Raw genomic sequence first — 22,981 nt, 5'->3', positions numbered from 1 at the left:
CGGCGAGAATTCGCTATGACCTGTCTCGTGCCGTCCGGAGCCGCCATCCGCATGATCACCTGGAACCGTCCGCCCGATGCCCTGCGCACGACCTGGATCGTGTTGCGCGGCTTCCTGATCGCCTTCGCGGGCGGCGGGCTGTTCACGCTGCTCGACTTTCCCGCCGCCTGGGTGGCCGGCTCGACGGTGGCGGTGACGTTCGCCGTGCTGGCGCGGCTCGAAGTCGCCATGCCGGTCCGGCTGCGCAACGTGCTGTTCGTCTTTCTCGGCATCTCGATGGGCGGCGGCGTCACGCCCGACACCGTGCATCGCCTGCCGCAATGGCCGGTCAGTCTGACCATCCTGACCGTCACCATGGCGTTGGTCACGGCCGGTAGTTACTGGTGGTTCCGCAAGGTCGGCGGCTGGGATCGGATGACCGCGTTGACCGCCTCGGTGCCCGGCGCGCTCTCCTATGTGATGGTGATCGCGCTCGACCGCGGCGCCGATCTGCGCAAGGTCGCGATCGCCCAGACGCTGAGGATCATGGTGCTGGTCGTGATCGTGCCGCTGGCCGTGACCGGGTTCGGTCACGCTTCGGCGGCGGCGGCGCCGGCCGCGCCGGAGGGAAGCTGGCTCGATCTGGCCCTTCTGATCGGAGCGGGCTGCGCCGCCGGCCTGCTCGCCGAATGGATCCGGGTTCCGGCCGGCCTGCTGACCGGCGCCTTCCTGGCGAGCGCGCTGCTGCACGGCGCGGGCTTCGTCGCCGCCAGTCTGCCGCCGGTCCTGCTGGTGCCGTGCTTCCTCGGCGTGGGCGTGATGATCGGCGGCCGATTCGCCGGAACCGACCGCGCGACCTTGCGGGCGAGCTTTGCGCTCGCCGCCGGCGGCTTCGTGGTCGGCAGCGTGCTGGCCACGATCGGGGCGTTCCTGACCGTGCTGGCGATCGGCGTCGGCTGGGGGCAGTCGGTGCTCGCTTTCGCGCCGGGCGGCCTGGAGGCGATGTCGGCCCTGTCCTTCGCGCTCGCCGTCGACCCGGCCTTCGTCGCCGCCCACCAGCTGTTCCGCTTTATCGGCATCGCCATCGTCATGCCGGCCGTGATCGGCCTGATCGACCGGGCCGACGGACCGCCGCCGGCGCGGTGAGCGGACCGGATCGGGCCTCGACGCGCCGCGGCACCGGGCACCTGCGGCGTCTTCGGACGGGCCTTATGCGGCGCAAGATCGGGTGTCGCTCCGGCGACCGATGCTGCGCTGCGACACTGGCGTCTCGTCCTTAAGATCCAGGCGCTAATCGGCATCCCGTTGACCTGAATCAAAGCCCTTCGCGCCGATCTGCCTAGGGTCGTCCCGCTACCCTCGGATGGTCGCGCGGCGGTGCCTGACGCCAGTCGCTCGCCTCATCGGTCAAAGAACCGGCGCCCCTCCCGTTCTATCCATCGGACGGGGCGGTGTCGTCCGAGGTGTTTCGGGTACTCGAGATACGGGGCGAACCATGGCTCGCACAGTCGAGGCAAAAAGGATCACCGCCGAGGAGATAGGCTACGTCCTGTTCCTCGGTGCTCTTCTCGTCGCCTGTCTCCTGATCGCATCGCGCGCTTGGGATCAGGTGATGGCCATACATGCCGGCGTGGGAGCCTTGTTCTCCGCGATCGGCATCTTCCTTGTCTTCAAGGGCTTCTCCGACCGGCCGAGCCAGCCGGACCAGCTCGTCGACGGCAAGCCCAACTACAACTTCGGACCGATCAAGTTCGCGTCCGTCGCGGCGATGTTCTGGGGCATCGCCGGCTTCCTCGTCGGCTTCATCATTGCGATGCAGCTGGCCTTCCCGGCACTGAACTTCGACTTTCCGCTGTCGAATTTCGGCCGGCTCCGGCCGCTGCACACCTCCGCGGTGATCTTCGCCTTCGGCGGCAACGTCCTGCTCGCGACGTCCTTCTACGTCGTGCAGCGCACCTGCCAGGCCCGCATGCCGGGCATCGTGACGCCCTGGTTCATCGTCCTCGGCTACAATGCCTTCATCGTCATCGCCGGCACGGGCTACCTGCTCGGCGTCACGCAGGGCAAGGAATACGCCGAACCCGAATGGTACGCCGACCTGTGGCTGACCGTCGTCTGGGTCGTCTACCTGCTCGCCTTCCTCGGCACGATCTGGAAGCGCAAGGAACCCCACATCTACGTGGCCAACTGGTTCTATCTCGCCTTCATCGTGACGATCGCGATGCTGCACCTCGGCAACAACATGTCGGTGCCGGTGTCGATCTACACCTCCAAGTCGGTGCAGGTCTTCTCGGGCGTGCAGGACGCCATGGTGCAGTGGTGGTACGGCCATAACGCGGTCGGCTTCTTCCTGACCGCCGGCTTCCTGGCCATCATGTACTACTTCGTGCCGAAGCGCGCCGAGCGCCCGGTCTACAGCTATCGCCTGTCGATCGTGCACTTCTGGGCCCTGATCTTCCTCTACATCTGGGCCGGCCCGCATCACCTGCACTACACGGCGCTGCCGGAATGGGCCTCCACCCTCGGCGCGACCTTCTCGATCATGCTGTGGATGCCCTCCTGGGGCGGCATGATCAACGGCCTGATGACGCTCTCGGGCGCCTGGGACAAGCTCCGCACCGATCCGGTCCTGCGCATGCTGGTCGTGTCGGTCGCCTTCTACGGCATGTCGACCTTCGAAGGTCCGCTGATGTCGGTGAAGGCGGTGAACTCGCTGTCGCACTATACGGACTGGACCATCGGCCACGTGCATTCCGGTGCGCTCGGCTGGGTCGGCTTCGTGTCCTTCGGTGCGCTCTACTGCCTGTATCCCTGGCTGTGGAACCGCAAGCAGCTCTATTCGCTGAAGCTGGTCAGCTGGCACTTCTGGCTCGCGACGCTCGGTATCGTCCTCTACATCTGCGCGATGTGGGTGTCGGGTATCATGCAGGGCCTGATGTGGCGCGCCTACGACAAGCTCGGCTTCCTCGAATACTCGTTCATCGAGACCGTCGAGGCGATGCATCCCTTCTACGTGATCCGGGCTTTGGGCGGCCTCCTGTTCGTCCTCGGCGCGCTGATCATGGCCTACAACCTGTACATGACCGTGCAGAAAGGCGAGCGCGAAGAGCCCGCCGGACAGCCGGTCCTGGCCCCCGCAGAATGATGGAGGGCTGATCCATGTCTCTCTTCGACAAGCACGTCGTCCTCGAGAAGAACTCCATCCTTCTTCTCGTCGGGATCCTGATCATGGTCGCCATCGGCGGCATGGTGGAGATCCTGCCGCTCTTCTACCTGAAGAGCACCATCGAAGACGCGAAGGGGATCCGTCCCTATTCGCCGCTCGAACTGGCCGGCCGGAACATCTATCTGCGCGAGGGCTGCTACAACTGCCATAGCCAGATGGTCCGTCCGATGCGTGACGAGATCGAACGCTACGGCCACTTCAGCCTCGCCGCGGAATCCAAGTTCGACCATCCGTTCCAGTGGGGTTCGAAGCGCACCGGTCCGGATCTGGCCCGCGTCGGCGCCAAATATTCCGACCAGTGGCATCGCGAGCACCTGAGCAATCCGCGCTCGATCGTGCCGGGTTCGATCATGCCGGGCTATCCCTTCCTGGCCAAGAACGAGCTCGACTACAGCCACATCGCGGATGTGATGCGCACCAACCAGCTTGTCGGCGTGCCCTATACCGACGAGCAGATCTCCAACGCGGTCGCCGACCTGCGCGCCCAGGCCAATCCCGACGACAAGGCTGTCGACGCGATGCTGAAGCGCTACCCGAAGGCCGTGGCTCGCGATTTCGACGGCGATGTCACCAAGGTTTCGGAGATGGACGCGCTCGTCGCCTATCTCCAGATGCTCGGCACGCTGGTCGACTTCAAGCTCTATGACGACAAGGCCAACCTGCGCTGAAGGAGGCGACCATGAGCAGTCCGTATATCGCGGCCGCCGAGTTCGCTCAGACCTACGGCCTCGTCTACTTCTTCGTCATCTTCCTCGGCGTGCTCGTCTATGCGCTGTGGCCGTCCAACGGCAAGCGCTTCGATGACGCCGCCCGCGTCCCCCTGCGGGAGGATTGATCCATGGCAGAAAGAGATATCGACCGCCTGTCCGGGATATCGACCACCGGACACGAGTGGGACGGTCTGAAGGAACTCAACAATCCGCTCCCGAAGTGGTGGCTCTGGACCTGGTATGCTTGCATCGCCTGGGCCCTCGTCTACTACGTGCTGTATCCCTCCTGGCCGCTGGCCTCGAGCTACACCAAGGGCCTCCTGGGCTATTCCCAGCGTCAGGATGCGCTCGACAAGGTCGCGGAAGGCCAGGCGGCCCGTGCGGTCATCGGCAAGGGCCTCGCCACGGCGGAACTGTCCGCCATCGCGGCCGATCCGAAGATGCGCGAATTCGCCATGGCCAACGGCAAGGCGGCGTTCGGCGACAACTGCGCGCCGTGCCACGGTTCGGCCGGCGTCGGCGGCCCGGGTTTCCCGAGCCTGCAGGACGACGACTGGCTGTGGGGCGGCAAGCTGTCCGACATCCACCAGACCCTGAAGGTCGGCATCCGCTCGACCCATGACGAGACCCGCCAGACCCAGATGCCGGCCTTCGGCAAGGACGGCGTCCTGAAGAAGGACGAGATCTCGACCGTCGCCGACTACGTGCTCTCGCTTTCGGGCAAGGGCACCGCCACCCCGGCCGGCAAGCAGCTCTTCGCCGACAACTGCGCGAGCTGCCATGGCGAGGACGGCAAGGGCAACATCGAGATGGGTGCGCCCAATCTGACCGATGCCATCTGGCTCTACGGCGGCACCAAGGAGAAGATCGTCGAGACCGTCACCAATTCCCGCGCCGGCGTCATGCCGACCTGGGAAGGCCGTCTCGATCCGGTCACCATCAAGTCGCTGGCCGTCTACGTGCACAGCCTCGGTGGCGGCAAGCCGGACTGATCGGGTCCGACTTCGATTGGCTCGAGGAGCCCAAGGACGACGCAAGGCGGCGGGGAGAGATCCCCGCCGCCTTCTTTTTGTCCTCGGCAGGGCGCGGCGAGGCCGGCCTCCGCGACGGTCAGAACCGCGTCGTCAGCGCGGTCAGCCAGGCCGGCGAGAGCGCGACCAGTTCGGCCTCGATGCGCTTGTCCCAGCCGGTCGCGACCAGGATGGCGAGACTGACCAGGATGCCGCCGAGCAGCATCTTGCCGCCGCGCCCCGTCGCGGCGAGCCGCCGGCGCAGCGCGGACAGCCGTTCGCCCGACAGCCGGCCGAGCAGTGCCAGCGGCAGGGCGGCGCCGACGCCGAAGGCCAGCATGGTCAGCGCCACGGCACCGAGATCCTTGCCTTCCGCTGCGAGAACCGAGGCCGCCCCGAGGGTCGGGCCGACGCACGGGCTCCAGACGGCGCCGAGCAGGAGGCCGACGCAGAACTGACCGAAGGGTCCGTCGGTCGAGAAGCCCCCGAAGCGCTGTTCGACCCAGGTCCCCGCCGGCGCCCCGGCGGCTGCCAGCCGGGTCTGCATGGCTGGAACCATCAGCACCAGCCCGACCGCCCCGATGGTCAGTGCCCCGACCATCCGGAACACGCTGCCGTCGAGCCCGATCGCGAAGCCGATCGTGGCCACGAACAGCCCGATCGCGGTGAAGGACAGGGCCAGGCCCGCAGCCAGCGCGAGCGGACCGTGGCGGTGTTCGGATGCCGCGGCGCCGAGAACGATCGGGACGAGCGGCAGCACGCAGGGGGACAGGATCGACAGCAACCCGGCCAGCCCGGCGAGCAGGATCGACGCGATCATGGTTCAGAGGCTCTTGGCCAACAGCGTTTCGATGGCCCCGCGTTCGGTCACGCCGACCGACCGGCCGACCTCGCGCTCGCCTTTGTAGACGATCAGCGTGCTCTGGGTGCGGGCGTCGAGCGTGCGCAGGGCGTCCTTCTGGCTGTCGAAATCCACCGTCAGCACGGTCATGTCCTTGAATTTCGGCATGGCGCGCAATTCGGACAGGATCGGCTTCTGGGCCTGGCAGGTCGGGCACCAGGGCGCGGTCACCTCGACCAGGATCGGTCCGCCCTTGGCTTTCGCGGCGGCGAAGGACGCCGTCGTGAAGGGCACCGAGTCGGCGGCGGAAGCGGCCGGTACGGCGTTCAACACGGCGCCTGCGAGGGCGGCGAAGACGAAGCCGGCGAAGAGCGTGCGACGATGCAGCATGGGTTCCATCCTGTCCTGCGGCCGCCCTTGATCGGGCGGTCCTGCCAGGAATTTCGGCGGATGGGGCGGTCCGGTTACGCCCTCACGGGGAAGTGTTCGGTTGCGTGGCCGGCGTTCACGACAGCTTCAGGACCGCGATGCCGGCCATGATGACACCGGCCGCGGCCGTGCGCGACCAGCCCGAGCGCTCCTTCAGGACGAAGGTCGAGATTGCGACGGCGAAGATGATGCTGGTTTCGCGTAGCGCCGAGACGAGGGCGATCGGCGCCTCGGTCATCGCCCAGAGCGTGATCACATAGGCGCCGATGCTGCAGGCGCCGCCGCCGAAGGCGATCGGCAGGCGCGACCGGACCCGCAGCGCGATGCCGGGCGTGCGGCTGTAGACGACGCCGCCATAGACCATCATCGGCAGCGCCATCAGCAGGAATCCCCATAGCGTATAGGCCGCCGGGCTGCCCGAGGCGCGCGCGCCGAGGCCGTCGACGAAGGTGTAGCCGGCGATCACCAGCGCATTGGCCAGCGCCAGCAGCGTCGGCCTGAGGGCGGGCGTGCCGCCGCGCCGGCCGACGAAGGCCATGGCGAGAATGCCGCCGCAGATGAACAGGATGCCGAACCATCCGGCCGGCTTGAGGGTTTCGCCGATCAGCGGACCGCTGGCGAGCGCGACCAGGAGCGGCGGCGTGCCGCGCATCAGCGGATAGACATGGCCCATGTCGCCGGCCCGGTAGGCCGCGCCGACGAGGACGAAGTAGACAAGGTGGATCAGCGCGGACACGCCGAGGAAATGCCAGCTCGCCTGTGCCGGCGGCGTCAGGAAGGGCAGCACGGCGGCGGCGATCGCGGCCGACCCGGTCGCCACCAGGACGATGTCCAGCCCCTTCTCGCGGCCCGATTTGACCACCGCATTCCAACTGGCATGCAGCAGGGCCGAGAACAGGACGGCGATCATCACGGTGGTGGACATTTCGGGCAGCCTCGCATCGGGCGGATCGCCCGGCGTCGAGGCGACCGCCCTGCTTTGCAGTCTTCCCGCCGAATTGCAAAGCCGTCTCAGGAAATGGCAGCCGTGCGGAGGGCTCGGGCGGCCCCGCCATCGCGAGAGCAAGCATGGCGGGGTTTCTGTTTCGGCACCGTCCTCGGACTCCACGACGCCGCTGGAAGTCCGGCCCGCCTGCCGAACCGTTCGCGGCCTTCGTGACTCCGTCACCGACAGCGGTTTGCTGCAGTGCGATGGTTCGTCGCGCGCGCGTAACGGACGGGTGCCCCAAGGCTTTGACGTCGATCAAGGCAGGACGGCGGCGCCGGGCGCATGGATCGGGTTCGGTTGCCGGGTCCGGACGACAAGGGGTCCCGCGCGGCTGCAGAGGAGTGGAATCCATGAAGGCCGAAACGGTCGCCGGCGGAGGCGCGGTCCACGAGGACTCGCTCTATGCGGAACACAAGAAGATCTATCCGGCGGCGGTGCAGGGCGTCTTCCGGCGGATCAAATGGGGTCTGCTGATCGCCTGCCTCGGCGTCTACTACCTGCTGCCCTTCGTGCGCTGGAACCGCGGACCCGATGCGCCGTCGCAGGCCGTCCTGATCGACTTTCCCAATCGCCGCTTCTACTTCTTCTTCATCGAGATCTGGCCGCAGGAAGTCTACTACATCACCGGCCTTCTGATCCTGGCGGCGTTGACGCTGTTTCTCATGAATGCGGTCGCCGGCCGCGTCTGGTGCGGCTATCTCTGCCCGCAGACGGTCTGGACCGACCTCTTTCTCGCCGTGGAACGCCTCGTCGAGGGCGATCGTCGCGACCGGATCAAGCTCGATCAGGCGCCCTGGAGCGCCGTCAAGTTCGGCCGCAAGGTGCTGAAGCATGCCCTCTGGCTCGGCATCGCCTGGTGGACCGGCGGCGCCTGGGTGCTCTATTTCTCCGATGCGCCGACGCTGGTGCGCGACCTTCTGTTCTTCGACGCCCCGCTGGTCGCCTATATCTGGATCGGCATCCTGACCTTCACGACCTACATCCTCGCCGGCTTCGCCCGCGAGCAGGTCTGCATCTACATGTGCCCCTGGCCGCGCATCCAGGCGGCGCTGACCGACGAATGGGCGCTGAACGTCTCCTACCGGGTCGATCGCGGCGAGCCGCGCACCTCGGTCAAGGCCGCCGAGCGGCTGCGCGCGGCCGGCCAGGACGCCGGCGACTGCATCGACTGTCAGCAATGCGTCGTGGTCTGCCCGACCGGCACCGACATCCGGCTCGGACCGCAGCTCTCCTGCATCCAGTGCGGTCTGTGCATCGACGCCTGCAACAACATCATGGACAAGATCAACCGTCCGCACGGTCTGATCGCCTATGACACCGACATCAACATCGACCGGCGCGAGCACGGCAAGCCGGAGATCTACAAGTTCGTCCGTCCGCGCACGATCCTCTACGTGGCGGTGATCTCGATCGTCATCGGCATCATGACGTTCGTCTTCACCACCCGCGCCACGCTCGGCGTCAACGTGCTGCACGATCGCAGCCCGGTCTATGTGGTCAATTCCGACGGCTCGATCCGCAACGGCTACACGGTGCGCATCCTGAACAAGCACCGCGAGGCGCGCGATTTCGTGCTGTCGGTGACCGGTGCGCCGGAGCGGACCCGCATCGAGGCTGTCGGCGCGACCCGCAAGCAGGACGGCAACCCGATCATCGAGGTCGGACCCGACCAGAGCCAGGAAGTCCGCGTCAACCTGATCGCCCCGCGCGACGCCAAGGTCGAGACCACGGCGCCGATCCAGGTCGTGGTCACCGAGACCAAGGCCGGCGAGCGCGCCGCCGCGAAGGACTTCTTCAAGGGGCCGTGAGCCTCGAATACTGGGCCGCGCCGCGCTTCGCCGGTGCGGCCCAAATGATCTCGCTCAAAGACGCCGGTTCCGGGACGGCCTAGAAACGGGCCATACCGGGGCCGGATCCTTCGAGGGGAGGGGATGGTCCGCTCGACCGTTGCGGAGGGGCAAATGTCGACCAACGCCGAAACCCGTGAATTCCGCCTGACCGGCTGGCACGTGCTGGCCATCTGCATCGCCTTCTTCCTGTCGATCTTCGCCGCCAACGGGGCGCTGGTCTATTACGCGCTGGGCTCCTTCCCGGGCGTGGCGACCGACAGTCCCTATCGGGTCAGCCAGACCTACAATGCCGAGATCGCGGCGGCCAACGCGCAGACCGCGCGCGGCTGGCATGTCGATGCCACGGCCAAGCGGGATCCCGACGGGCACGCGCTCGTCACCGTCTCGGCGCGCGACGCCGAGGGACGGCCGGTCACCGGGGTCGCTTTCAAGGCCGAGCTGCAGCATCCGATGAACCGCGCCCAGGACCGCAAGCTCGTCCTCGGCGAGGTCGCCGGCGCCAGCGGCACCTTCTCGGGCAAGGTCGAGGACCTGCCGGCCGGCCAGTGGGAACTGGTCATCGAGGGCGACGGCAAGGGCGGCCGCCTGTTCCTGTCGCAAAGCCGGCTGATCCTGCGCTGAGCCCGGATCCGGCCATGAACGCCCCCGTCGCCAGCCCGCTCCTCGCCGAGCCGCTCTCCCCCCATGTCCGCGACTGGAGCGCCTTCGCGGAGCCGCGCGCGGACGGCACCGTCCATATGGACCTCGCCGTCGAGGGCATCACCTGCGCGGCCTGCATGTCGACCATCGAGCACGGCCTCGGCGTCGTGCCCGGCGTCGCCAAGGCGCGGCTGAACCTGACCACCCACCGGCTCGCCGTCGACTGGGATCCGGCCGCGACCGATGCCGGCACGGTGGTGCGCCGGCTGGAAAATCTCGGCTACCGCGCCCATCCGTTCGATCCGGCGCGCCGCTCGGCCGAGGAGGAGGCGGAGGCCAAGGCGCTGCTGCGCGCCATGGCGGTCGCCGGCTTCGGCGCCATGAACATCATGCTGCTGTCGGTCTCGGTCTGGGCCGGCAATGCCAGCGACATCGAACCGGTCACGCGCGACTTCTTCCACTGGCTGTCCGCGCTAATCGCCCTGCCGATCGTCGCCTATGCGGGCCGCACCTTCTACCGCTCGGCCTGGCGGGCGCTGCGCGTCGGCCGGACCAACATGGACGTGCCGATCTCGATCGGCATCACTCTGACGGTCGGCCTGTCGCTCTGGCAGACCATGCGCTCGGCCGAGCACGCCTATTTCGATTCGGCCGTGATGCTGCTGTTCTTCCTGCTGCTCGGCCGCTTCCTCGACCACAACATGCGCCGGCGCACCCGCTCGGTCGCCGAGAATCTGGCCGCGCTCCGGGCCGACACGGCCCTCCGCATGGCCCCGGACGGCACGCTCGGCGAGGTGCCGGTCTCGCGCATCGATCCCGGCGACCGCGTCCTGGTGCGCGCCGGCGAGCGCGTTCCGGTCGACGGCATCGTCGAGGCGGGGCTGTCGGAGATCGACCAGAGCCTCGTCACCGGCGAGACCGTCGCGGCACCGGCCGCCGCGGGCGAGCGGGTCTATGCCGGCACCATGAACCTGACCGGCCCGCTCACCGTGCGGGTCACGGCGGCGGAAGCCGGCACGCTGCTCGACGAGGTCAACAAGCTCCTCGAGGCCGCCGCGCAGGCCAAGTCGCGCTACATGCAACTGGCCGACCGCGTCGCCCGCCGCTATGCGCCCGTCGTCCACCTGACCGCGCTCGTCACCTTCCTCGGCTGGCTTTTCGCCGGCGCGGAGGTGTCGGAGGCGCTGGTCGTCGCCGTCTCGGTCCTGATCATCACCTGTCCCTGCGCCCTGGCGCTGGCCATCCCGGCCGTGCAGGTCGTCACCTCCGGCCTTCTGTTCCGGCGCGGCGTGCTGGTCCATGCCGGTGACGCGATCGAGCGGCTGGCCGCCGCCGACACCATCGTGTTCGACAAGACCGGCACCCTGACGCTGCCGGAACCGAGCCTGATCGATGCCGGCCGGATCGATCCCGCGCTTCTCGACCGCGCCGGCCATCTCGCCGCCGCGAGCCGGCATCCGCTCGGCATCGCGCTCGCCGCCGCCGCCCGGGCCACCCGCGCGCCGGAGACGGCCCGCGAGATCGCCGGATCGGGCGTCGAGGCGGAGATCGACGGCGTCGTCCACCGGCTCGGCTCGCCCGCCTTCTGCGGCGTCTGCGATGCCGATGTGGCGGCGGTCACGGCCCTCCATCCGGACGCCTCGCTGGTCGCCTATCGGGCCGGTGCGGCGGAGCCGGTGCTGTTCGCCTTCCGCCAGGGGCTGCGCGTCGATGCGGCCGAGGTGGTCGGGCGGCTGGTCCGGGCCGGCTACGGCATCGAGATCCTGTCCGGCGACCGGCCGGATGCGGTCGCCCGCGCGGCCGCCGCACTCGGCATCGACCGCTGGCGGGCCGGCCTGACGCCGGCCGGCAAGATCGCCCGTCTCGAAGCCCTGAAGGCCGAAGGCCACCGGGTGCTGATGGTCGGCGACGGGCTGAACGACGCGCCGGCGCTCGCCGCCGCCCATGTCTCGCTGTCGCCGGTCACCGCCGTGCATCTCTCCCAGGCGGCCGCCGACGCGGTCTTCCTCGGCGAGCGGCTGGCCCCGGTCGCCGACGCGCTGGCCATCGCGCGGGCCGCCAAGGCGGCGATGGTGCAGAACCTTTGGATCTCGATCGTCTACAATCTGATCGCGGTGCCGGTTGCGATCGCCGGCTGGGTCACGCCCCTGATCGCCGCGCTGGCGATGTCGGGCTCGTCGATCGTGGTCACCGTGAATGCCCTGCGCCTGCGCTGGTCGGCCCCGGAGCCGACCGCGCAACGCGGCGGGACCCTGGACGGCGGCAGGCCGGCCGTCGGGACGGCGGGCGCGGGCGCGGTCGCCGCCGGCGAATTCGGGAGAGCGTGATGGACGTCCTCGTCTACCTGATCCCGATCGCGCTCGGCCTCGGCTTCCTCGGGCTCGGTGCGTTCCTGTGGTCGCTGAAGAGCGGGCAGTACGACGACCTCGACGGCGCCAAATGGCGGGTCCTGTCCGACGACGACCTGCCGGACCGCGATCGATAGCGCGGCCTGCCGGCACCGGCTATGACTGGCTTCCGAATCAGGGAGCTCCGTTCATGCATCGTCGCGATTTCATCGTCAGGATCGCCGTCCTTGTCGTCGCCGGGGCGGCGCTCGTCTCCGTCCCGCCCGCCCACGCGGCCGGCAAGGCGCCGCCGCCGGCGCCGGCCACGGCCGGGCCCGACGAGGTCGTGCGCAATCTCTATGCGCGCTATGCCGCGGAAGCCTACGACTACCGGACCAACCGCAAGCTCGCGCAGCGCTATTTCACCGCCGCGACGCTGAAGCTGCTCGACAAGGTCGACGCCAAGTCGAAGAAGAACGAAGAACCCGGCATCGACTACGAGCCGCTGATCGACGGCCAGGACGGCGAGGTCAAGCGCCTCGCGGTGGCGATCGAAACCGCGACCGCGGACACCGCGACCGTCGCGGCGACCTTCGTCTCCTTCGATGCCAAGATGCGCGTGCTGTTCGACCTGCGCCTGGAGAAGGGCGCCTGGCGGCTCGAAGACATTCGCGGCCATGACGGATCGAGCCTCAAGGCCGTGGCGACCGAATATCTGAAGGACTGATAGCGACGGTCATGGAATGATCGTCGGTATTCGAGACGCGAATTTCTCATGCCTCTGGTGCCTATGAGAAATTCGTGTTACTTAAACGGCCCGATGCGTCAGCATCTTGGGCCGTTGGTATCATCTGGTGCGCTCAGCGGGGGGCTCAACCCCGACCGGGCGGCACCGGCAGCCGCCTTTCCATGAACACGCTGTTGGGATCCGGCCGATAGTCGGCGAAGGGCGGGCATTCGACGAAGCCGGCGCTGCGGTAGAGACCGAGCGCCTCGGCGCTGGCGATGCCGGTTTCGAGCCGCAGCAGCCCGATGCCCTGCGCGGCGGCCTCCGCTTCGAGCGCCGCGAGAAGCCGGCGCGACAGGCCGCGCCCGCGCGCCTCGGGCTCGACCCACATGCGCTTGACCTCCGCCCAGCCGTCGTAAAGCACGATGGCGGCGGTCGCCAGCGCCGTGCCGGATCGGGCGGCTTGGCCCGCTAGACGCGGACGGGCTTCGGGCTCAAGGCCGTGCAGGGCTTCGTCGCGCGCCACGAAGAAGCGCACGGATGCGGCCCGCAAGCCGTCGAGATCGAGGTGATGGTTGCTTTCGGCCGGATGGAGGCTGGCCGAATGCGCCTCGCCGGCGGCGAGCAGGGCGATCACATCCGCCGCGCCCGGATCCTCGCGGGCGATGCGGATGCGGTCTGCGGGCCGAGCTGCCACCGGGCCGAAGCCGGGTTCAGCCGCCGGCGCGGGCGAGCGCCATCCGGGTGACCGGCGCGGCGGCTTCGGTCTCGTCGGCGCTGGTCACCTCGGTCGGGCCGGACAGCGGCAGGCCGAGTTCGCGCCAGACCGACATCAGCGCGTCGGCGAGGCGTTCGATCAGCGCGTCGTCATGGAACGGCGTCGGCGTGATGCGCAGGCGCTCGGTGCCGCGCGGCACGGTCGGATAGTTGATCGGCTGGATGTAGATGCCGTGCTTTTCCAGGAGCAGGTCGGAGGCCTTCTTGCAGAGGTCCGGGTCGGCGACCAGGATCGGCACGATATGGGTCTCGCTCGGCATCACCGGCAGACCGGCCGCGGCCAGCACGGCCTTGCTGCGGGCCGCCTGACGCTGATGCGCCTCCCGTTCGGCCGCGGAGGCCTTCAGGTGGCGGATCGAGGCGGTCGCGGCGGCGGCGACCGCCGGGGGCAGGGCGGTGGTGAAGATGAAGCCCGGCGCGTAGGAGCGCACCGCGTCGACCAGCGCCGCCTTGCCGGTGATGTAGCCGCCGAGCGCCCCGAAGGCCTTGGCGAGCGTACCCTCGATCACGTCGATGCGGTGCATCAGGCCGTCGCGATCGCAGATGCCGCCGCCGCGCGGACCGTACATGCCGACCGCGTGCACCTCGTCGATATAGGTCAGCGCGCCGTAGCGCTCGGCCAGATCGGCGATCGCGGCGATCGGGGCGATGTCGCCGTCCATGGAATAGACCGACTCGAAGGCGATCAGCTTGGCCCGCTCGGGACCGGCCGCCTTCAGAAGCTCTTCCAGATGGTCGAGATCGTTGTGCCGGAACACCTTCTTCTCGCAGCCGGAGCGCCGGATGCCCTCGATCATCGAGGCATGGTTCAATTCGTCGGAAAGAATCAGGCAGTTCGGCAGGATGCGGGCCAGCGTCGAGATGGCCGCCTCGTTGGAGACGAAGCCGGAGGTGAAGGTCAGCGCCGCCTCCTTGCCGTGCAGGTCGGCGAGTTCGGCCTCGAGCTCGACCAGCGGATGATTGGTGCCGGAGATGTTGCGCGTGCCGCCGGCACCGGCCCCCATCGATTGGGCCGCCTTGACCATGGCGTCGACGACATCGGGATGCTGGCCCATGCCGAGATAGTCGTTCGAGCACCAGACCACGATCTCGCGCTCGGCGCCGTCGCGCCGCCAGACGGCATGCGGGAAGCGCCCGGCGATGCGTTCGAGGTCGGCGAAGACGCGGTAGCGCTTCTCGCTCTTGAGGGCAGCCACCGCCGTCTCGAAAATCGCGTCGTAGTTCATCATCCGTCCTCGCGTCGGAGGAAGCGCCGGCCCATCCTCGCCGTGCCTCCCCATTCCCAACTTCCACCCGCCCATGCGGCATCGCGACTGCGGTGTCCCGGACGAACCCGGTCGGAGCGTAGTTAGACCATTCCCCGGAGCATTGACCATGATCAAGTCACGCGATCGTGGTCTGCGCTCCACGCGCTGCGGTCGATGGTCGCCATCCTCCCTTACCACCGCATTCCTTGCGGCATCCTGAGGCCGTCCGGCGAAACCCGCGCCCGCCGTCGCCCGAAGCCGATACACGGCCGCGCCGTCCGTGGATGCACCCGGCATCCGGCACGACCAGGATGTCGCCTCTAAACCAAACCTTCACGCCTTTCGGTCACCGTCGGATCCCGTGGAGGGCGGCGTGCCTTGAACCTCGATCTCTCGTCCCTGACCTTCCTCGTCGTCGAGGACAGCGCCTATATGCGCACGATCCTGCGCACCATGCTGCAGGGGTTCGGCGCGCGCCGCATCGTCGAGGCGGAAGACGGCGCGTCCGGCCTGGAGGCGATGGACCGCGCCAATCCGGACATCATCATCCTGGACTGGGTGATGCCGATCCTGGACGGCGCCGACATGGTGCGGATGATCCGCAACCCGCAGAATCCCTTCGCCTATGTGCCGGTGATCATGGTCACGGCGCATACCGAGCGCAGCCGCATCCTGGAGGCGCGCAAGCTCGGCATCCACGAGCTGCTGTGCAAGCCGATCTCCGCCAAGGCGCTCTACCAGCGCGTCGCCAGCGTGATTCTGCAGCCGCGCGAATTCGTCAAGACGCCGACCTATTTCGGCCCGGCGCCGCGCAAGATCCGCAACCGGCAGAAGATTTGGGAATCCAAGCCCGGCGCTGCCAAGCCGGCCGATGTCGAAGCCGCCTGAGGCACAGTCGCCGAACGGATGTCGGGAAATCTTGCGCCGGTTACGGGGTGACGGCTTGCATCGGCAGCGCTTTCGGCGTGCCATCGCGCTCCTTCCGGCCGGAGACCCCGATGCAGCGCGAGACCGCGATCCTTTCCACGAGCTTCCGCTATTTCCTTGCCGTCGCCGAGGTCGGCTCGATCCGGGCCGCCGCCAAGGTGCTGAACATCGCGCCCTCCGCGGTCAACCGTCAGGTGCTGCTCCTGGAACGGGAGATCGGCATCGACCTGTTCGAACGCCTGGGCCGCGGCCTGCGGCTGTCCGAACCCGGCGCCGTGCTCTTGCGCCAGATCCGGGCGATCCTCGAAACCTTCGGCGAGACCAAGGCCGACCTCGATGCCTTTCGCGGCCTGAAGCGCGGCCGCGTCCGGATCGCGACGGTGGAGAGCATCTCGGTCAACGTGCTGCCTGACATCCTGGCGGGTTTCTGGGCGCAGTTCCCCGGCATCGAGACCGCCGTGACGGTGACCGGATCGGAGGCGGTCGCCCATCTGGTCGAGGACGGCAAGGCCGATATCGGCTTCTCGTTCAATCCCCCGACGACCAGCCGCCTCGAACCGCTCTATCACCGCGACTACCGCATCGGCGCACTCATGACGCCCGACCATCGCTGCGCCGGGCGCGCCTCGATCGAACTGGCCGAACTGGCCGACGAACCGCTCGCGCTGCCGGCGCGCGGGCTCAGCCTGCGCTCGGCGCTCGATCCCGCGCTGGTGCGGCTCGCCCGGGACGTCCGGCCGCGCCTGGAATCCGACAGCCTGCGCCACATGGCCGGCCTCGTCCGGCGGCGCCAACTGATCGCCTTCCAGACCACGGTCGGGATCGAACGGGATCTGCTCGACGGATCGCTGGTGCTGGTGCCGCTGGCCGATCCGGACGTGGAGGTGGACCGGCTGGTCGTCGTGGCCCAGGCCGGGCGCGTGCCGAGCCTGGCGCTGACCGTCTTCTGCGAGCACGTCAAGGCAGCCCTCGAGCTGCCCCGGTCCTGAGCGGGCGGCGTTGGTCCCGGTGCCGAGGCGTTGCGCGCAACGCGCGAACAGCGCACGCCATCCTGGCGCATTTCGCGGCAACCGGGCGCCACCGCGGGCAGGGCGGCCGGATCGTACGAACGCGGCGAGCGGTTCGGTCGAAAATCTCTTCTTTTTCGTTCAGTCCTTATGCGCAAAGATCGGGGCTGGAATGCAGTCCCGCCGGTGCCGGGGGAATCGTGCGACCGGTCGGCCCGCATCCTGCATGGGAGTGCGGACGGTCCGGTCGGCTCGGCCGGAGGCATCCGCCGGACAGGGCGACAGCAGGGGCGCGAGGCGCAGCATGGGGCGACTGACGACGCATGTGCTCGATACCGCGGCCGGCAAGCCGGCTGAGGGTCTGACCATCGAGCTTTGGGCGCTCGACGGCGAACCGAGCCTGATCAAGACCGTGCTGACCAATGCCGACGGCCGCGTCGACGGACCCGTGCTCGACGGCGACAGCCTGCGTCCGGGCGTCTACGAGCTGCGCTTCCATGCCGGCGCCTATCTGCGCGGGGCCGGCCACTCGCTGCCCGAGCCCGCCTTTCTGGACGTGATCCCGATCCGCTTCGGCATCGCCGATACCGGGGCGCACTACCATGTGCCGCTGCTGATCTCGCCCTATGCCTATTCGACCTATCGGGGGAGCTGAGGGCATGTCGGCACCGCGCACCGCCGTCCGCTACCTCTCCGCCGGCCGCGTCATCGAAGTCGCGGACTTTCCGCCGATGACCACGCTGCTCGACCATATCCGCCTGGAACGGCGCCGGACCGGCACCAAGGAAGGCTGCGGCGAGGGCGATTGCGGCGCCTGCACGGTGGCGGTCGGCCGGCCGGTCGACGGCCGCATGGTCTATCAGCCGGTCAATGCCTGCATCGCGCTGCTCGGCCAGATCGACGGCTGCGAACTGGTGACCGTCGAGGATCTGGCCGCCCGCGAAGGCCGCCTGCATCCGATCCAGGCCGCCATGGTCGAAAAGCACGGCTCGCAATGCGGCTTCTGTACCCCCGGCATCGTGATGAGCCTGTTCGTGCTCTATCACGGCGACGGGCCGGTCGACCGCAAGGCGGTGACCGACCAGCTCGCCGGCAATCTGTGCCGCTGTACCGGCTACCGCCCGATCGTCGACGCGGCGCTGGAAGCCTGCGCCGGCCGCGGTCCCGGCTCGGTCGACGCGATCGCGGCGGCGGAGGCCGAAACGATCGCCGGGCTCGCGGCGATCGACGACGGGCGCGACCTGATGGTCGGCACGGCCGAATCCTTCTTCGCGGCACCCGCCTCGATCGCCTCCCTAGCCGCGCTCGTCGCCGCCCACCCGGACGCGACGCTGGTCGCCGGGGCGACCGATGTCGGCCTCTGGATTACCAAGCAGCTGCGCCATCTGCCTAAAATCATCGCACTCGGCCGCGTCGCCGGACTCGATGCCATCGCCGACCATCCCGATCGCCTGGAGATCGGCGCCACCGCCACCTTCGCGGCCGCCGAGGCGGCGATCGGTGCCATCGATCCGGATCTGGCCGAGCTTTGGCGGCGGATCGGTTCCAAGCAGGTGCGCGCCTCCGGCACGGTCGGCGGCAACATCGCCAACGGCTCGCCGATCGGCGACAGCCCGCCGGCGCTGATCGCGCTCGGCGCCGAACTCGAATTGCAGTGCGGTCCGGACCTGCGCCGCCTGCCGCTCGAGGACTATTTCCTCGCCTATGGCCGCCAGGATCGCCGGCCGGGCGAGTTCGTCCGCCGGGTGATCGTGCCGAAGCTCGGCCCCGGACAGGTCTTCCGGGCCTACAAGATCTCCAAGCGCTTCGACCAGGACATCTCGGCCGTGATGGGCGCCTTCCGGCTGACGCTGGACGGCGGCCGGATCGCCGCGGCCCGCATCGCCTTCGGCGGCATGGCCGGCACGCCGAAGCGCGCGGCCGCAACCGAGGCCGCCCTCGTCGGCGCCGATCCGGCCGACCCGGCGACCTGGGCGCCGGCGCTCGCGGCGATCCGCACCGACTATGTGCCGCTCTCCGACATGCGCGCCAGCGCCGCCTACCGGTCCGAGGTCGCCGCGGCCCTGCTCGAGAAGGCCTTGATCGAGAGCGCCGGGGCGGCGACCGATCTGACCCGCATCACCGGCCAGAGGGAGGCCCGCCTTGACCGTGTCGCCTGATCCCGCCGGCCTTGCCGATGCTGCCGGCCTTGCCGACGCCGCCGCGCTGGCCGTGGTCGGCCGCCCGCTGGTGCATGATTCCGCCGTCAAGCATGTCCAGGGCGCCGCCGCCTATATCGACGACATCGCCGAGCCGGCGCGCACGCTGCAGGTCGTGCCCGGCCATGCGCCTTCGGCCGCGCGCGGGCGCATCCTGTCGATCGATCTCGACCGGGTCCGCGCCGCGCCGGGCGTCGTCGCCGTGCTGACCGCCGCCGACGTGCCGGGCATCAACGACTGCTCGCCCTCGGTCGGCGGCGATCCGGTCTTCGCCGAAGGCCGCATCCTGTTCCACGGCCAGGTGGTCTTCGCGGTCGCCGCCGAGACTCGCGACCAGGCCCGCCGCGCCGCGCGGCTGGCGGCGATCGAGGTCGAGGCCGAGACCCCGGCGGTGACGGTCGACGATGCGCTCGACCGCAACACCGAGGTGCTGCCGCCCTACGAGTTCCGCAAGGGCGAGGTCGTCGCGGCCCTGGATGCCAGTCCCGCCCGGATCGGCGGCACCTTCCGGATCGGCGGCCAGGAGCATTTCTATCTGGAGGGGCAGGCTGCGCTGGCGGTGCCCGGCGAGGACGGCGACATGCTCGTCCACACCTCGACCCAGCATCCGACCGAGGTGCAGCACATCACCGCCAAGGTGCTCGGCCTGCCCGATGCCGCGGTGGTGGCCGAGTGCCGGCGCATGGGCGGCGGCTTCGGCGGCAAGGAGAGCCAGGCGACCCAATGGGCGGTGATCGCCGCGCTGGTCGCGCGGGCGACCGGCCGGCCGGCCAAGATCCGGCTCGACCGCGACGACGACATGATCATGACCGGCAAGCGCCACGACTTCCGGGTCGACTGGGAGGCCGGCCACGATGCCGACGGCCGCCTGACGGGCGTCGACGTGGCCTTCTACGGCCGCTGCGGCTATTCGGCCGACCTGTCGCTCGGCGTCAACGACCGGACCATGTTCCATGCCGACAATGCCTACAACTACCCGGCCGCGCGCATCCATTCGCGCCGGCTCCTGACCGACACCGTCTCCAACACCGCCTTCCGCGGCTTCGGCGGCCCGCAGGGCACCGTCTTCGCCGAGCGCGTCATGGACGAGATCGCCGTCCGCCTCGGGCTCGATCCGCTCACCGTGCGCAAGCGGAACTTCTATGCGCCGGCCGGTGACACCACGCCCTACGGCATGCCGGTCGAGGACAACATCATCCACGACCTGGTCGCCGAACTGGAACGCACGTCGGACTATTGGGTCCGGCGCGAGGCCGTGAAGGCGTTCAACGCCTCGAACCGCATCCTGAAGAAGGGCCTCGCCCTGACGCCGGTGAAGTTCGGCATCTCCTTCACGCTGATCCACCTGAACCAGGCCGGCGCGCTGGTCCATGTCTATTCGGACGGCTCGATCATGGTGAACCATGGCGGCACCGAGATGGGGCAGGGGCTCTATCTCAAGGTCGCCCAGGTGGTCGCCGAGGAATTCGGCGTCGGCATCGAGCGGGTCAAGATCACCGCGACGACGACCGCCAAGGTGCCCAACACCTCACCGACCGCGGCCTCCTCGGGCTCCGACCTGAACGGCATGGCGGCTAGAATCGCCGCCGGTGCCATCCGCGCCCGCATGGCGGCGGTGGCGGCGGCCGAGTTCGGCGTGCCAGCCGAAGAGGTCCGCTTCCGCGACGGACGCGTCTTCGGCGGCAACGCCTCGATCGGCTTTGGCGACCTCGCCAAGAAGGCCTATCTGGCGCGCGTGCAGCTGTCCGAGGCCGGCTTCTACAAGACGCCCGAGATCCACTGGGACCGGCCGAGCGCGACCGGCCGGCCGTTCTTCTACTTCGCCTATGGCGCCTCCTGCACCGAGGTGACCGTCGATACGCTGACCGGCGAGATGCGCGTCGACCGCGTCGACCTGCTGCACGATGTCGGCCGGTCGCTCAACCCGGCGCTCGACATCGGACAGATCGAGGGTGCCTTCGTGCAGGGCATGGGCTGGCTGACGACCGAGGAACTGGTCTTCGACCGCGCCGGCCGGCTGCGCACCCACGCGCCCTCGACCTACAAGATCCCGACCGCCTCCGACGTGCCGGCGGATTTCCGCACCGCCCTGTTCGAATCCGGCGGCTGCCGGGCCGACACCATCTACCGCTCCAAGGCGGTCGGCGAGCCGCCACTGATGCTGGCCAATTCGGTCCTCTCGGCCGTCTTCGACGCGCTCGCCGCGCTCCGCCCGGGCCGGGTCCCGCCGCTCAACGCCCCGGCGACCCCCGAGGCGATCCTGACCGCCGCCAAGGCCATGAGGAGCGATTGATGCTCGCCTGGCGCGCCCTCGACCGAGCCATCGCCCGGAGCGGCCGTGCCGCCCTGGTCACGGTGCTGGCGTCGAAAGGCTCGACCCCGCGCGAGGCCGGCGCCCGCATGGTCGTCGAGCCCGGCGGCACCTTCACCGGCACCATCGGCGGCGGCGCCCTCGAACTCAAACTCATCGAAGCCGCCACGGCAGCCCTTCGGTCCGCTTCTCCTGCGACCGAGGGAGAAGGGGAAGCAGCCGGGGACTTTGAATTTGAAGCGGGACCGAGTAGGCGTCTCTCTCCTCCCCTTCTCCCCCCAGGGGGGGAGAAGGTGGCCGAAGGCCGGATGAGGGGGACGGTGCCCGTCAACACTTGGGATCGGCGGTTCGAGACGCCGGCCGGGCGCGTGCGGCGGGGCCAGGTTCCGGAACGCCTTCTGGCGATGGCGCGTCACCTTCGGACCGGCCCGACCGATGCGGAAGGCATGCTGTGGTCTGCCCTGCGCGACCGGCGCTTCGTCGGCCTCAAGTTCCGCCGCCAAGCCCCGATCGGCCGCTACATCGCGGATTTCCTCTGCCCGGCGGCCCGGCTCGTGATCGAGGCCGATGGCGGCGGACATGCGGAGAACCCGCGCGACCCGGTGCGCGATGCCTGGCTGACACAGCAGGGCTACCGGGTGCTGCGCTTCTGGAACGACGAAATCCTGCGCCAGCCCGACATGGTGCTGGAGGCGATCTGGCATGCCCTCGACGCGGCCGGCGTGATTCCGCTGGAGGCTTGGGAGACGGGGGCCCCATCCTCGGACCGTGGTGTCGGATCAGCCGCCGCATCGACCCCCTCATCCGCCCTTCGGGCACCTTCTCCCCCCCTGGGGGGAGAAGGGGAAGGGGCCGGGGACTTTGAGCTCGAAGAGGAATGGAGCGATCGTTCTGCGTCTTCCCTTCTCCCCCCAGGGGGGGAGAAGGGGAAGGAGCCGGTGGGTTCGATCTTGAAGGGGGACAAACCGAGGGGTCGGCGGGTGGTGCGGCGGGGCAGGGGAGCGCGCGGTTTCGGATCCTGTCCTTTGCGCTCGGGCCGCAGCTGGGGCAGTGCTGCGGGGGGCATGTGCGGGTGGCGGTGGAGCTGTTCGCGGCGGGTGATCTGGCGCGGGTCCGGGACTTCGCCGCGCGCGAGGCGGCGGGGCCGTTCGCGACGGTCGGGCGGATCGGTGCCGACGGGCTCGCGCGGATGGTGGTCGAGGGCGAGCATCCGGCGGCGGCGATCGAGGGCGACCGGGTCGTCGAGACCTTCGGCGAGGCGCGGCGGGATCTGGTTCTGTTCGGGGCCGGCCATGTCGGGCGGGCGCTGGTGCTGGCCCTGGCGCCCTTGCCGTTCCGGGTCGTCTGGGTCGACCCGCGGCCGGACGCCTTTCCGGGGGCCGTGCCCGGCAACGTGACGCTGGTGCGTCCGGCCGATCCGGTCGCGGTGCTCGATCAGGTCGCCGACGGCGCCTTCGTGCTGGTCATGACGCACGACCATGCGCTCGATCTCGCCATCGTGGATGCCGCCCTTCATGGGACTCGCTTCCCCCATGTCGGCGTGATCGGATCGGCCACCAAGCGGGCGCGATTCGAGAATCGGCTGCGCGAGGTCGGCCATGGACCGGCCGCCATCGCCCGGCTGATCTGCCCGATCGGCGCCACCGGGCCGAAATCCAAGCTGCCGGCGGTGATCGCGGCGGCGACGGCGGTTGAACTGATCGTGGCCGACGAGCGGCTGAAGGCGGTCGGAGAGCGGCGCTCGGAGCCGCTTCTGGCCAGTGTCGGGGGAGGACGGGCGTCGTGACC

General features: G+C 69.1%; 21 protein-coding genes and 1 pseudogene. 17 read left to right on the top strand and 5 right to left on the bottom strand.

Annotation, left to right across the window (positions count from 1 at the left end; translation table 11 throughout):
- Window positions 1-15 precede the first annotated feature (15 nt).
- The 5 genes from ABB55_RS09570 to ccoP all read left to right on the top strand — a co-directional run bounded on the left by ABB55_RS09570 (window position 16) and on the right by ccoP (window position 4,907).
- Window positions 16-1,125 (top strand): AbrB family transcriptional regulator, encoded by a 1,110-nt coding sequence (locus ABB55_RS09570; protein WP_054358605.1) that lies wholly within the window; start codon window positions 16-18, stop codon window positions 1,123-1,125.
- Between the two features lie 349 nt (window positions 1,126-1,474).
- Window positions 1,475-3,124 (top strand): cytochrome-c oxidase, cbb3-type subunit I, encoded by a 1,650-nt coding sequence (ccoN, locus tag ABB55_RS09565; protein WP_083463492.1) that lies wholly within the window; start codon window positions 1,475-1,477, stop codon window positions 3,122-3,124.
- Window positions 3,125-3,138: 14 nt separating this feature from the next.
- Complete coding sequence (ccoO, locus tag ABB55_RS09560; RefSeq protein WP_054358604.1) at window positions 3,139-3,873, top strand: cytochrome-c oxidase, cbb3-type subunit II; 735 nt, start codon at window positions 3,139-3,141, stop codon at window positions 3,871-3,873.
- Window positions 3,874-3,884: 11 nt separating this feature from the next.
- On the top strand, window positions 3,885-4,040 hold the full coding sequence (locus ABB55_RS09555; protein ID WP_054358603.1) for a cbb3-type cytochrome c oxidase subunit 3: 156 nt from the start codon (window positions 3,885-3,887) through the stop codon (window positions 4,038-4,040).
- A gap of 3 nt (window positions 4,041-4,043) precedes the next feature.
- Window positions 4,044-4,907, top strand: a complete 864-nt coding sequence (gene ccoP, locus ABB55_RS09550) for a cytochrome-c oxidase, cbb3-type subunit III (protein ID WP_054358602.1) — start codon at window positions 4,044-4,046, stop codon at window positions 4,905-4,907.
- A 118-nt stretch (window positions 4,908-5,025) separates the two neighbouring features.
- Here ccoP and ABB55_RS09545 read toward each other — a convergent pair whose 3' ends face one another.
- From ABB55_RS09545 to ABB55_RS09535, 3 genes are all read right to left on the bottom strand, one after another.
- Window positions 5,026-5,745, bottom strand: coding sequence for a cytochrome c biogenesis CcdA family protein (locus ABB55_RS09545; protein WP_054358601.1), 720 nt, complete (start codon window positions 5,743-5,745; stop codon window positions 5,026-5,028).
- Window positions 5,746-5,748: 3 nt separating this feature from the next.
- Window positions 5,749-6,156 carry a thioredoxin family protein gene (locus ABB55_RS09540; protein ID WP_054358600.1) on the bottom strand — a complete coding sequence of 136 codons (408 nt, stop codon included), beginning with the start codon at window positions 6,154-6,156 and terminating at the stop codon, window positions 5,749-5,751.
- 115 nt (window positions 6,157-6,271) lie between these two features.
- A complete protein-coding gene (locus tag ABB55_RS09535) occupies window positions 6,272-7,120 on the bottom strand; it encodes a DMT family transporter (protein ID WP_054358599.1) in 849 nt (282 codons plus the stop codon).
- Window positions 7,121-7,533: 413 nt separating this feature from the next.
- Between ABB55_RS09535 and ccoG the strand changes: the two genes are divergently transcribed.
- From ccoG to ABB55_RS09510, 5 genes are all read left to right on the top strand, one after another.
- The gene (gene ccoG, locus ABB55_RS09530) at window positions 7,534-8,991 is read left to right on the top strand and encodes a cytochrome c oxidase accessory protein CcoG (RefSeq protein ID WP_054358598.1); all 1,458 of its coding nucleotides are present in this window, start codon (window positions 7,534-7,536) and stop codon (window positions 8,989-8,991) included.
- A 153-nt stretch (window positions 8,992-9,144) separates the two neighbouring features.
- Window positions 9,145-9,654 carry a FixH family protein gene (locus ABB55_RS09525; RefSeq protein ID WP_054358597.1) on the top strand — a complete coding sequence of 170 codons (510 nt, stop codon included), beginning with the start codon at window positions 9,145-9,147 and terminating at the stop codon, window positions 9,652-9,654.
- A 14-nt stretch (window positions 9,655-9,668) separates the two neighbouring features.
- On the top strand, window positions 9,669-11,999 hold the full coding sequence (locus tag ABB55_RS09520) for a heavy metal translocating P-type ATPase (protein ID WP_083463491.1): 2,331 nt from the start codon (window positions 9,669-9,671) through the stop codon (window positions 11,997-11,999).
- Window positions 11,999-12,157: a cbb3-type cytochrome oxidase assembly protein CcoS gene (gene ccoS / locus ABB55_RS09515; protein WP_054358596.1), complete on the top strand. Its 159-nt coding sequence runs from the start codon at window positions 11,999-12,001 to the stop codon at window positions 12,155-12,157. The genes ABB55_RS09520 and ccoS overlap by 1 nt, the downstream gene beginning before the upstream one ends.
- A 53-nt stretch (window positions 12,158-12,210) precedes the next feature.
- Window positions 12,211-12,726: a DUF3828 domain-containing protein gene (locus ABB55_RS09510; protein ID WP_054358595.1), complete on the top strand. Its 516-nt coding sequence runs from the start codon at window positions 12,211-12,213 to the stop codon at window positions 12,724-12,726.
- 145 nt (window positions 12,727-12,871) lie between these two features.
- On the opposite strand, the gene ABB55_RS09505 is transcribed toward ABB55_RS09510, so the two are convergent.
- Window positions 12,872-13,423: a GNAT family N-acetyltransferase gene (locus tag ABB55_RS09505; RefSeq protein WP_244472010.1), complete on the bottom strand. Its 552-nt coding sequence runs from the start codon at window positions 13,421-13,423 to the stop codon at window positions 12,872-12,874.
- A 16-nt stretch (window positions 13,424-13,439) separates the two neighbouring features.
- Window positions 13,440-14,729: a 5-aminolevulinate synthase gene (gene hemA, locus ABB55_RS09500; RefSeq protein ID WP_054361945.1), complete on the bottom strand. Its 1,290-nt coding sequence runs from the start codon at window positions 14,727-14,729 to the stop codon at window positions 13,440-13,442.
- 399 nt (window positions 14,730-15,128) lie between these two features.
- Here hemA and ABB55_RS09495 point away from each other — a divergent pair, with 399 nt between their 5' ends.
- The 7 genes and pseudogenes from ABB55_RS09495 (at window position 15,129) to xdhC (ending at window position 22,979) form a co-directional block, all read left to right on the top strand.
- Complete coding sequence (locus tag ABB55_RS09495; protein WP_083463489.1) at window positions 15,129-15,638, top strand: response regulator; 510 nt, start codon at window positions 15,129-15,131, stop codon at window positions 15,636-15,638.
- 110 nt (window positions 15,639-15,748) lie between these two features.
- The gene (locus ABB55_RS09490) at window positions 15,749-16,666 is read left to right on the top strand and encodes a LysR family transcriptional regulator (protein WP_054358594.1); all 918 of its coding nucleotides are present in this window, start codon (window positions 15,749-15,751) and stop codon (window positions 16,664-16,666) included.
- A 322-nt stretch (window positions 16,667-16,988) separates the two neighbouring features.
- Window positions 16,989-17,339, top strand: coding sequence for a hydroxyisourate hydrolase (gene uraH, locus ABB55_RS09485; RefSeq protein ID WP_054358593.1), 351 nt, complete (start codon window positions 16,989-16,991; stop codon window positions 17,337-17,339).
- Between the two features lie 4 nt (window positions 17,340-17,343).
- Window positions 17,344-18,843, top strand: coding sequence for a xanthine dehydrogenase small subunit (gene xdhA, locus ABB55_RS09480; RefSeq protein WP_054358592.1), 1,500 nt, complete (start codon window positions 17,344-17,346; stop codon window positions 18,841-18,843).
- A complete protein-coding gene (xdhB, locus tag ABB55_RS09475) occupies window positions 18,827-21,175 on the top strand; it encodes a xanthine dehydrogenase molybdopterin binding subunit (RefSeq protein ID WP_420848225.1) in 2,349 nt (782 codons plus the stop codon). Before xdhA ends, xdhB begins: the two co-directional genes overlap by 17 nt.
- Window positions 21,175-21,891, top strand: a pseudogene (locus ABB55_RS31215) (DUF559 domain-containing protein); the annotation flags it as partial. The gene xdhB and the pseudogene ABB55_RS31215, both read left to right, overlap by 1 nt.
- 179 nt (window positions 21,892-22,070) lie before the next feature.
- Window positions 22,071-22,979 (top strand): xanthine dehydrogenase accessory protein XdhC, encoded by a 909-nt coding sequence (gene xdhC, locus ABB55_RS09470; RefSeq protein WP_083463488.1) that lies wholly within the window; start codon window positions 22,071-22,073, stop codon window positions 22,977-22,979.
- The last annotated feature ends 2 nt before the right edge of the window (window positions 22,980-22,981 follow it).

Source organism: Prosthecodimorpha hirschii, from assembly GCF_001305515.1.
GTDB classification, from domain to species: Bacteria; Pseudomonadota; Alphaproteobacteria; order Rhizobiales; family Ancalomicrobiaceae; genus Prosthecodimorpha; species Prosthecodimorpha hirschii.
Note: the sequence above shows the minus strand (reverse complement) of the source record. Positions and strands in the feature narration are given on the sequence as shown.

Coding starts and splice junctions, on each gene's coding strand:
- ccoS (WP_054358596.1), top strand. CDS start 11,999: ATGGACGTCCTCGTCTACCTGATCCCGATCGCGCTCGGCCTCGGCTTC.
- ABB55_RS09540 (WP_054358600.1), bottom strand. CDS start 6,156: ATGCTGCATCGTCGCACGCTCTTCGCCGGCTTCGTCTTCGCCGCCCTC.
- ccoN (WP_083463492.1), top strand. CDS start 1,475: ATGGCTCGCACAGTCGAGGCAAAAAGGATCACCGCCGAGGAGATAGGC.
- uraH (WP_054358593.1), top strand. CDS start 16,989: ATGGGGCGACTGACGACGCATGTGCTCGATACCGCGGCCGGCAAGCCG.
- ABB55_RS09545 (WP_054358601.1), bottom strand. CDS start 5,745: ATGATCGCGTCGATCCTGCTCGCCGGGCTGGCCGGGTTGCTGTCGATC.
- xdhA (WP_054358592.1), top strand. CDS start 17,344: ATGTCGGCACCGCGCACCGCCGTCCGCTACCTCTCCGCCGGCCGCGTC.
- ABB55_RS09570 (WP_054358605.1), top strand. CDS start 16: ATGACCTGTCTCGTGCCGTCCGGAGCCGCCATCCGCATGATCACCTGG.
- ABB55_RS09555 (WP_054358603.1), top strand. CDS start 3,885: ATGAGCAGTCCGTATATCGCGGCCGCCGAGTTCGCTCAGACCTACGGC.
- ABB55_RS09525 (WP_054358597.1), top strand. CDS start 9,145: ATGTCGACCAACGCCGAAACCCGTGAATTCCGCCTGACCGGCTGGCAC.
- ABB55_RS09535 (WP_054358599.1), bottom strand. CDS start 7,120: ATGTCCACCACCGTGATGATCGCCGTCCTGTTCTCGGCCCTGCTGCAT.
- ABB55_RS09520 (WP_083463491.1), top strand. CDS start 9,669: ATGAACGCCCCCGTCGCCAGCCCGCTCCTCGCCGAGCCGCTCTCCCCC.
- ccoP (WP_054358602.1), top strand. CDS start 4,044: ATGGCAGAAAGAGATATCGACCGCCTGTCCGGGATATCGACCACCGGA.
- xdhC (WP_083463488.1), top strand. CDS start 22,071: ATGGAGCGATCGTTCTGCGTCTTCCCTTCTCCCCCCAGGGGGGGAGAA.
- hemA (WP_054361945.1), bottom strand. CDS start 14,729: ATGAACTACGACGCGATTTTCGAGACGGCGGTGGCTGCCCTCAAGAGC.
- ccoO (WP_054358604.1), top strand. CDS start 3,139: ATGTCTCTCTTCGACAAGCACGTCGTCCTCGAGAAGAACTCCATCCTT.
- ccoG (WP_054358598.1), top strand. CDS start 7,534: ATGAAGGCCGAAACGGTCGCCGGCGGAGGCGCGGTCCACGAGGACTCG.
- ABB55_RS09510 (WP_054358595.1), top strand. CDS start 12,211: ATGCATCGTCGCGATTTCATCGTCAGGATCGCCGTCCTTGTCGTCGCC.
- ABB55_RS09490 (WP_054358594.1), top strand. CDS start 15,749: ATGCAGCGCGAGACCGCGATCCTTTCCACGAGCTTCCGCTATTTCCTT.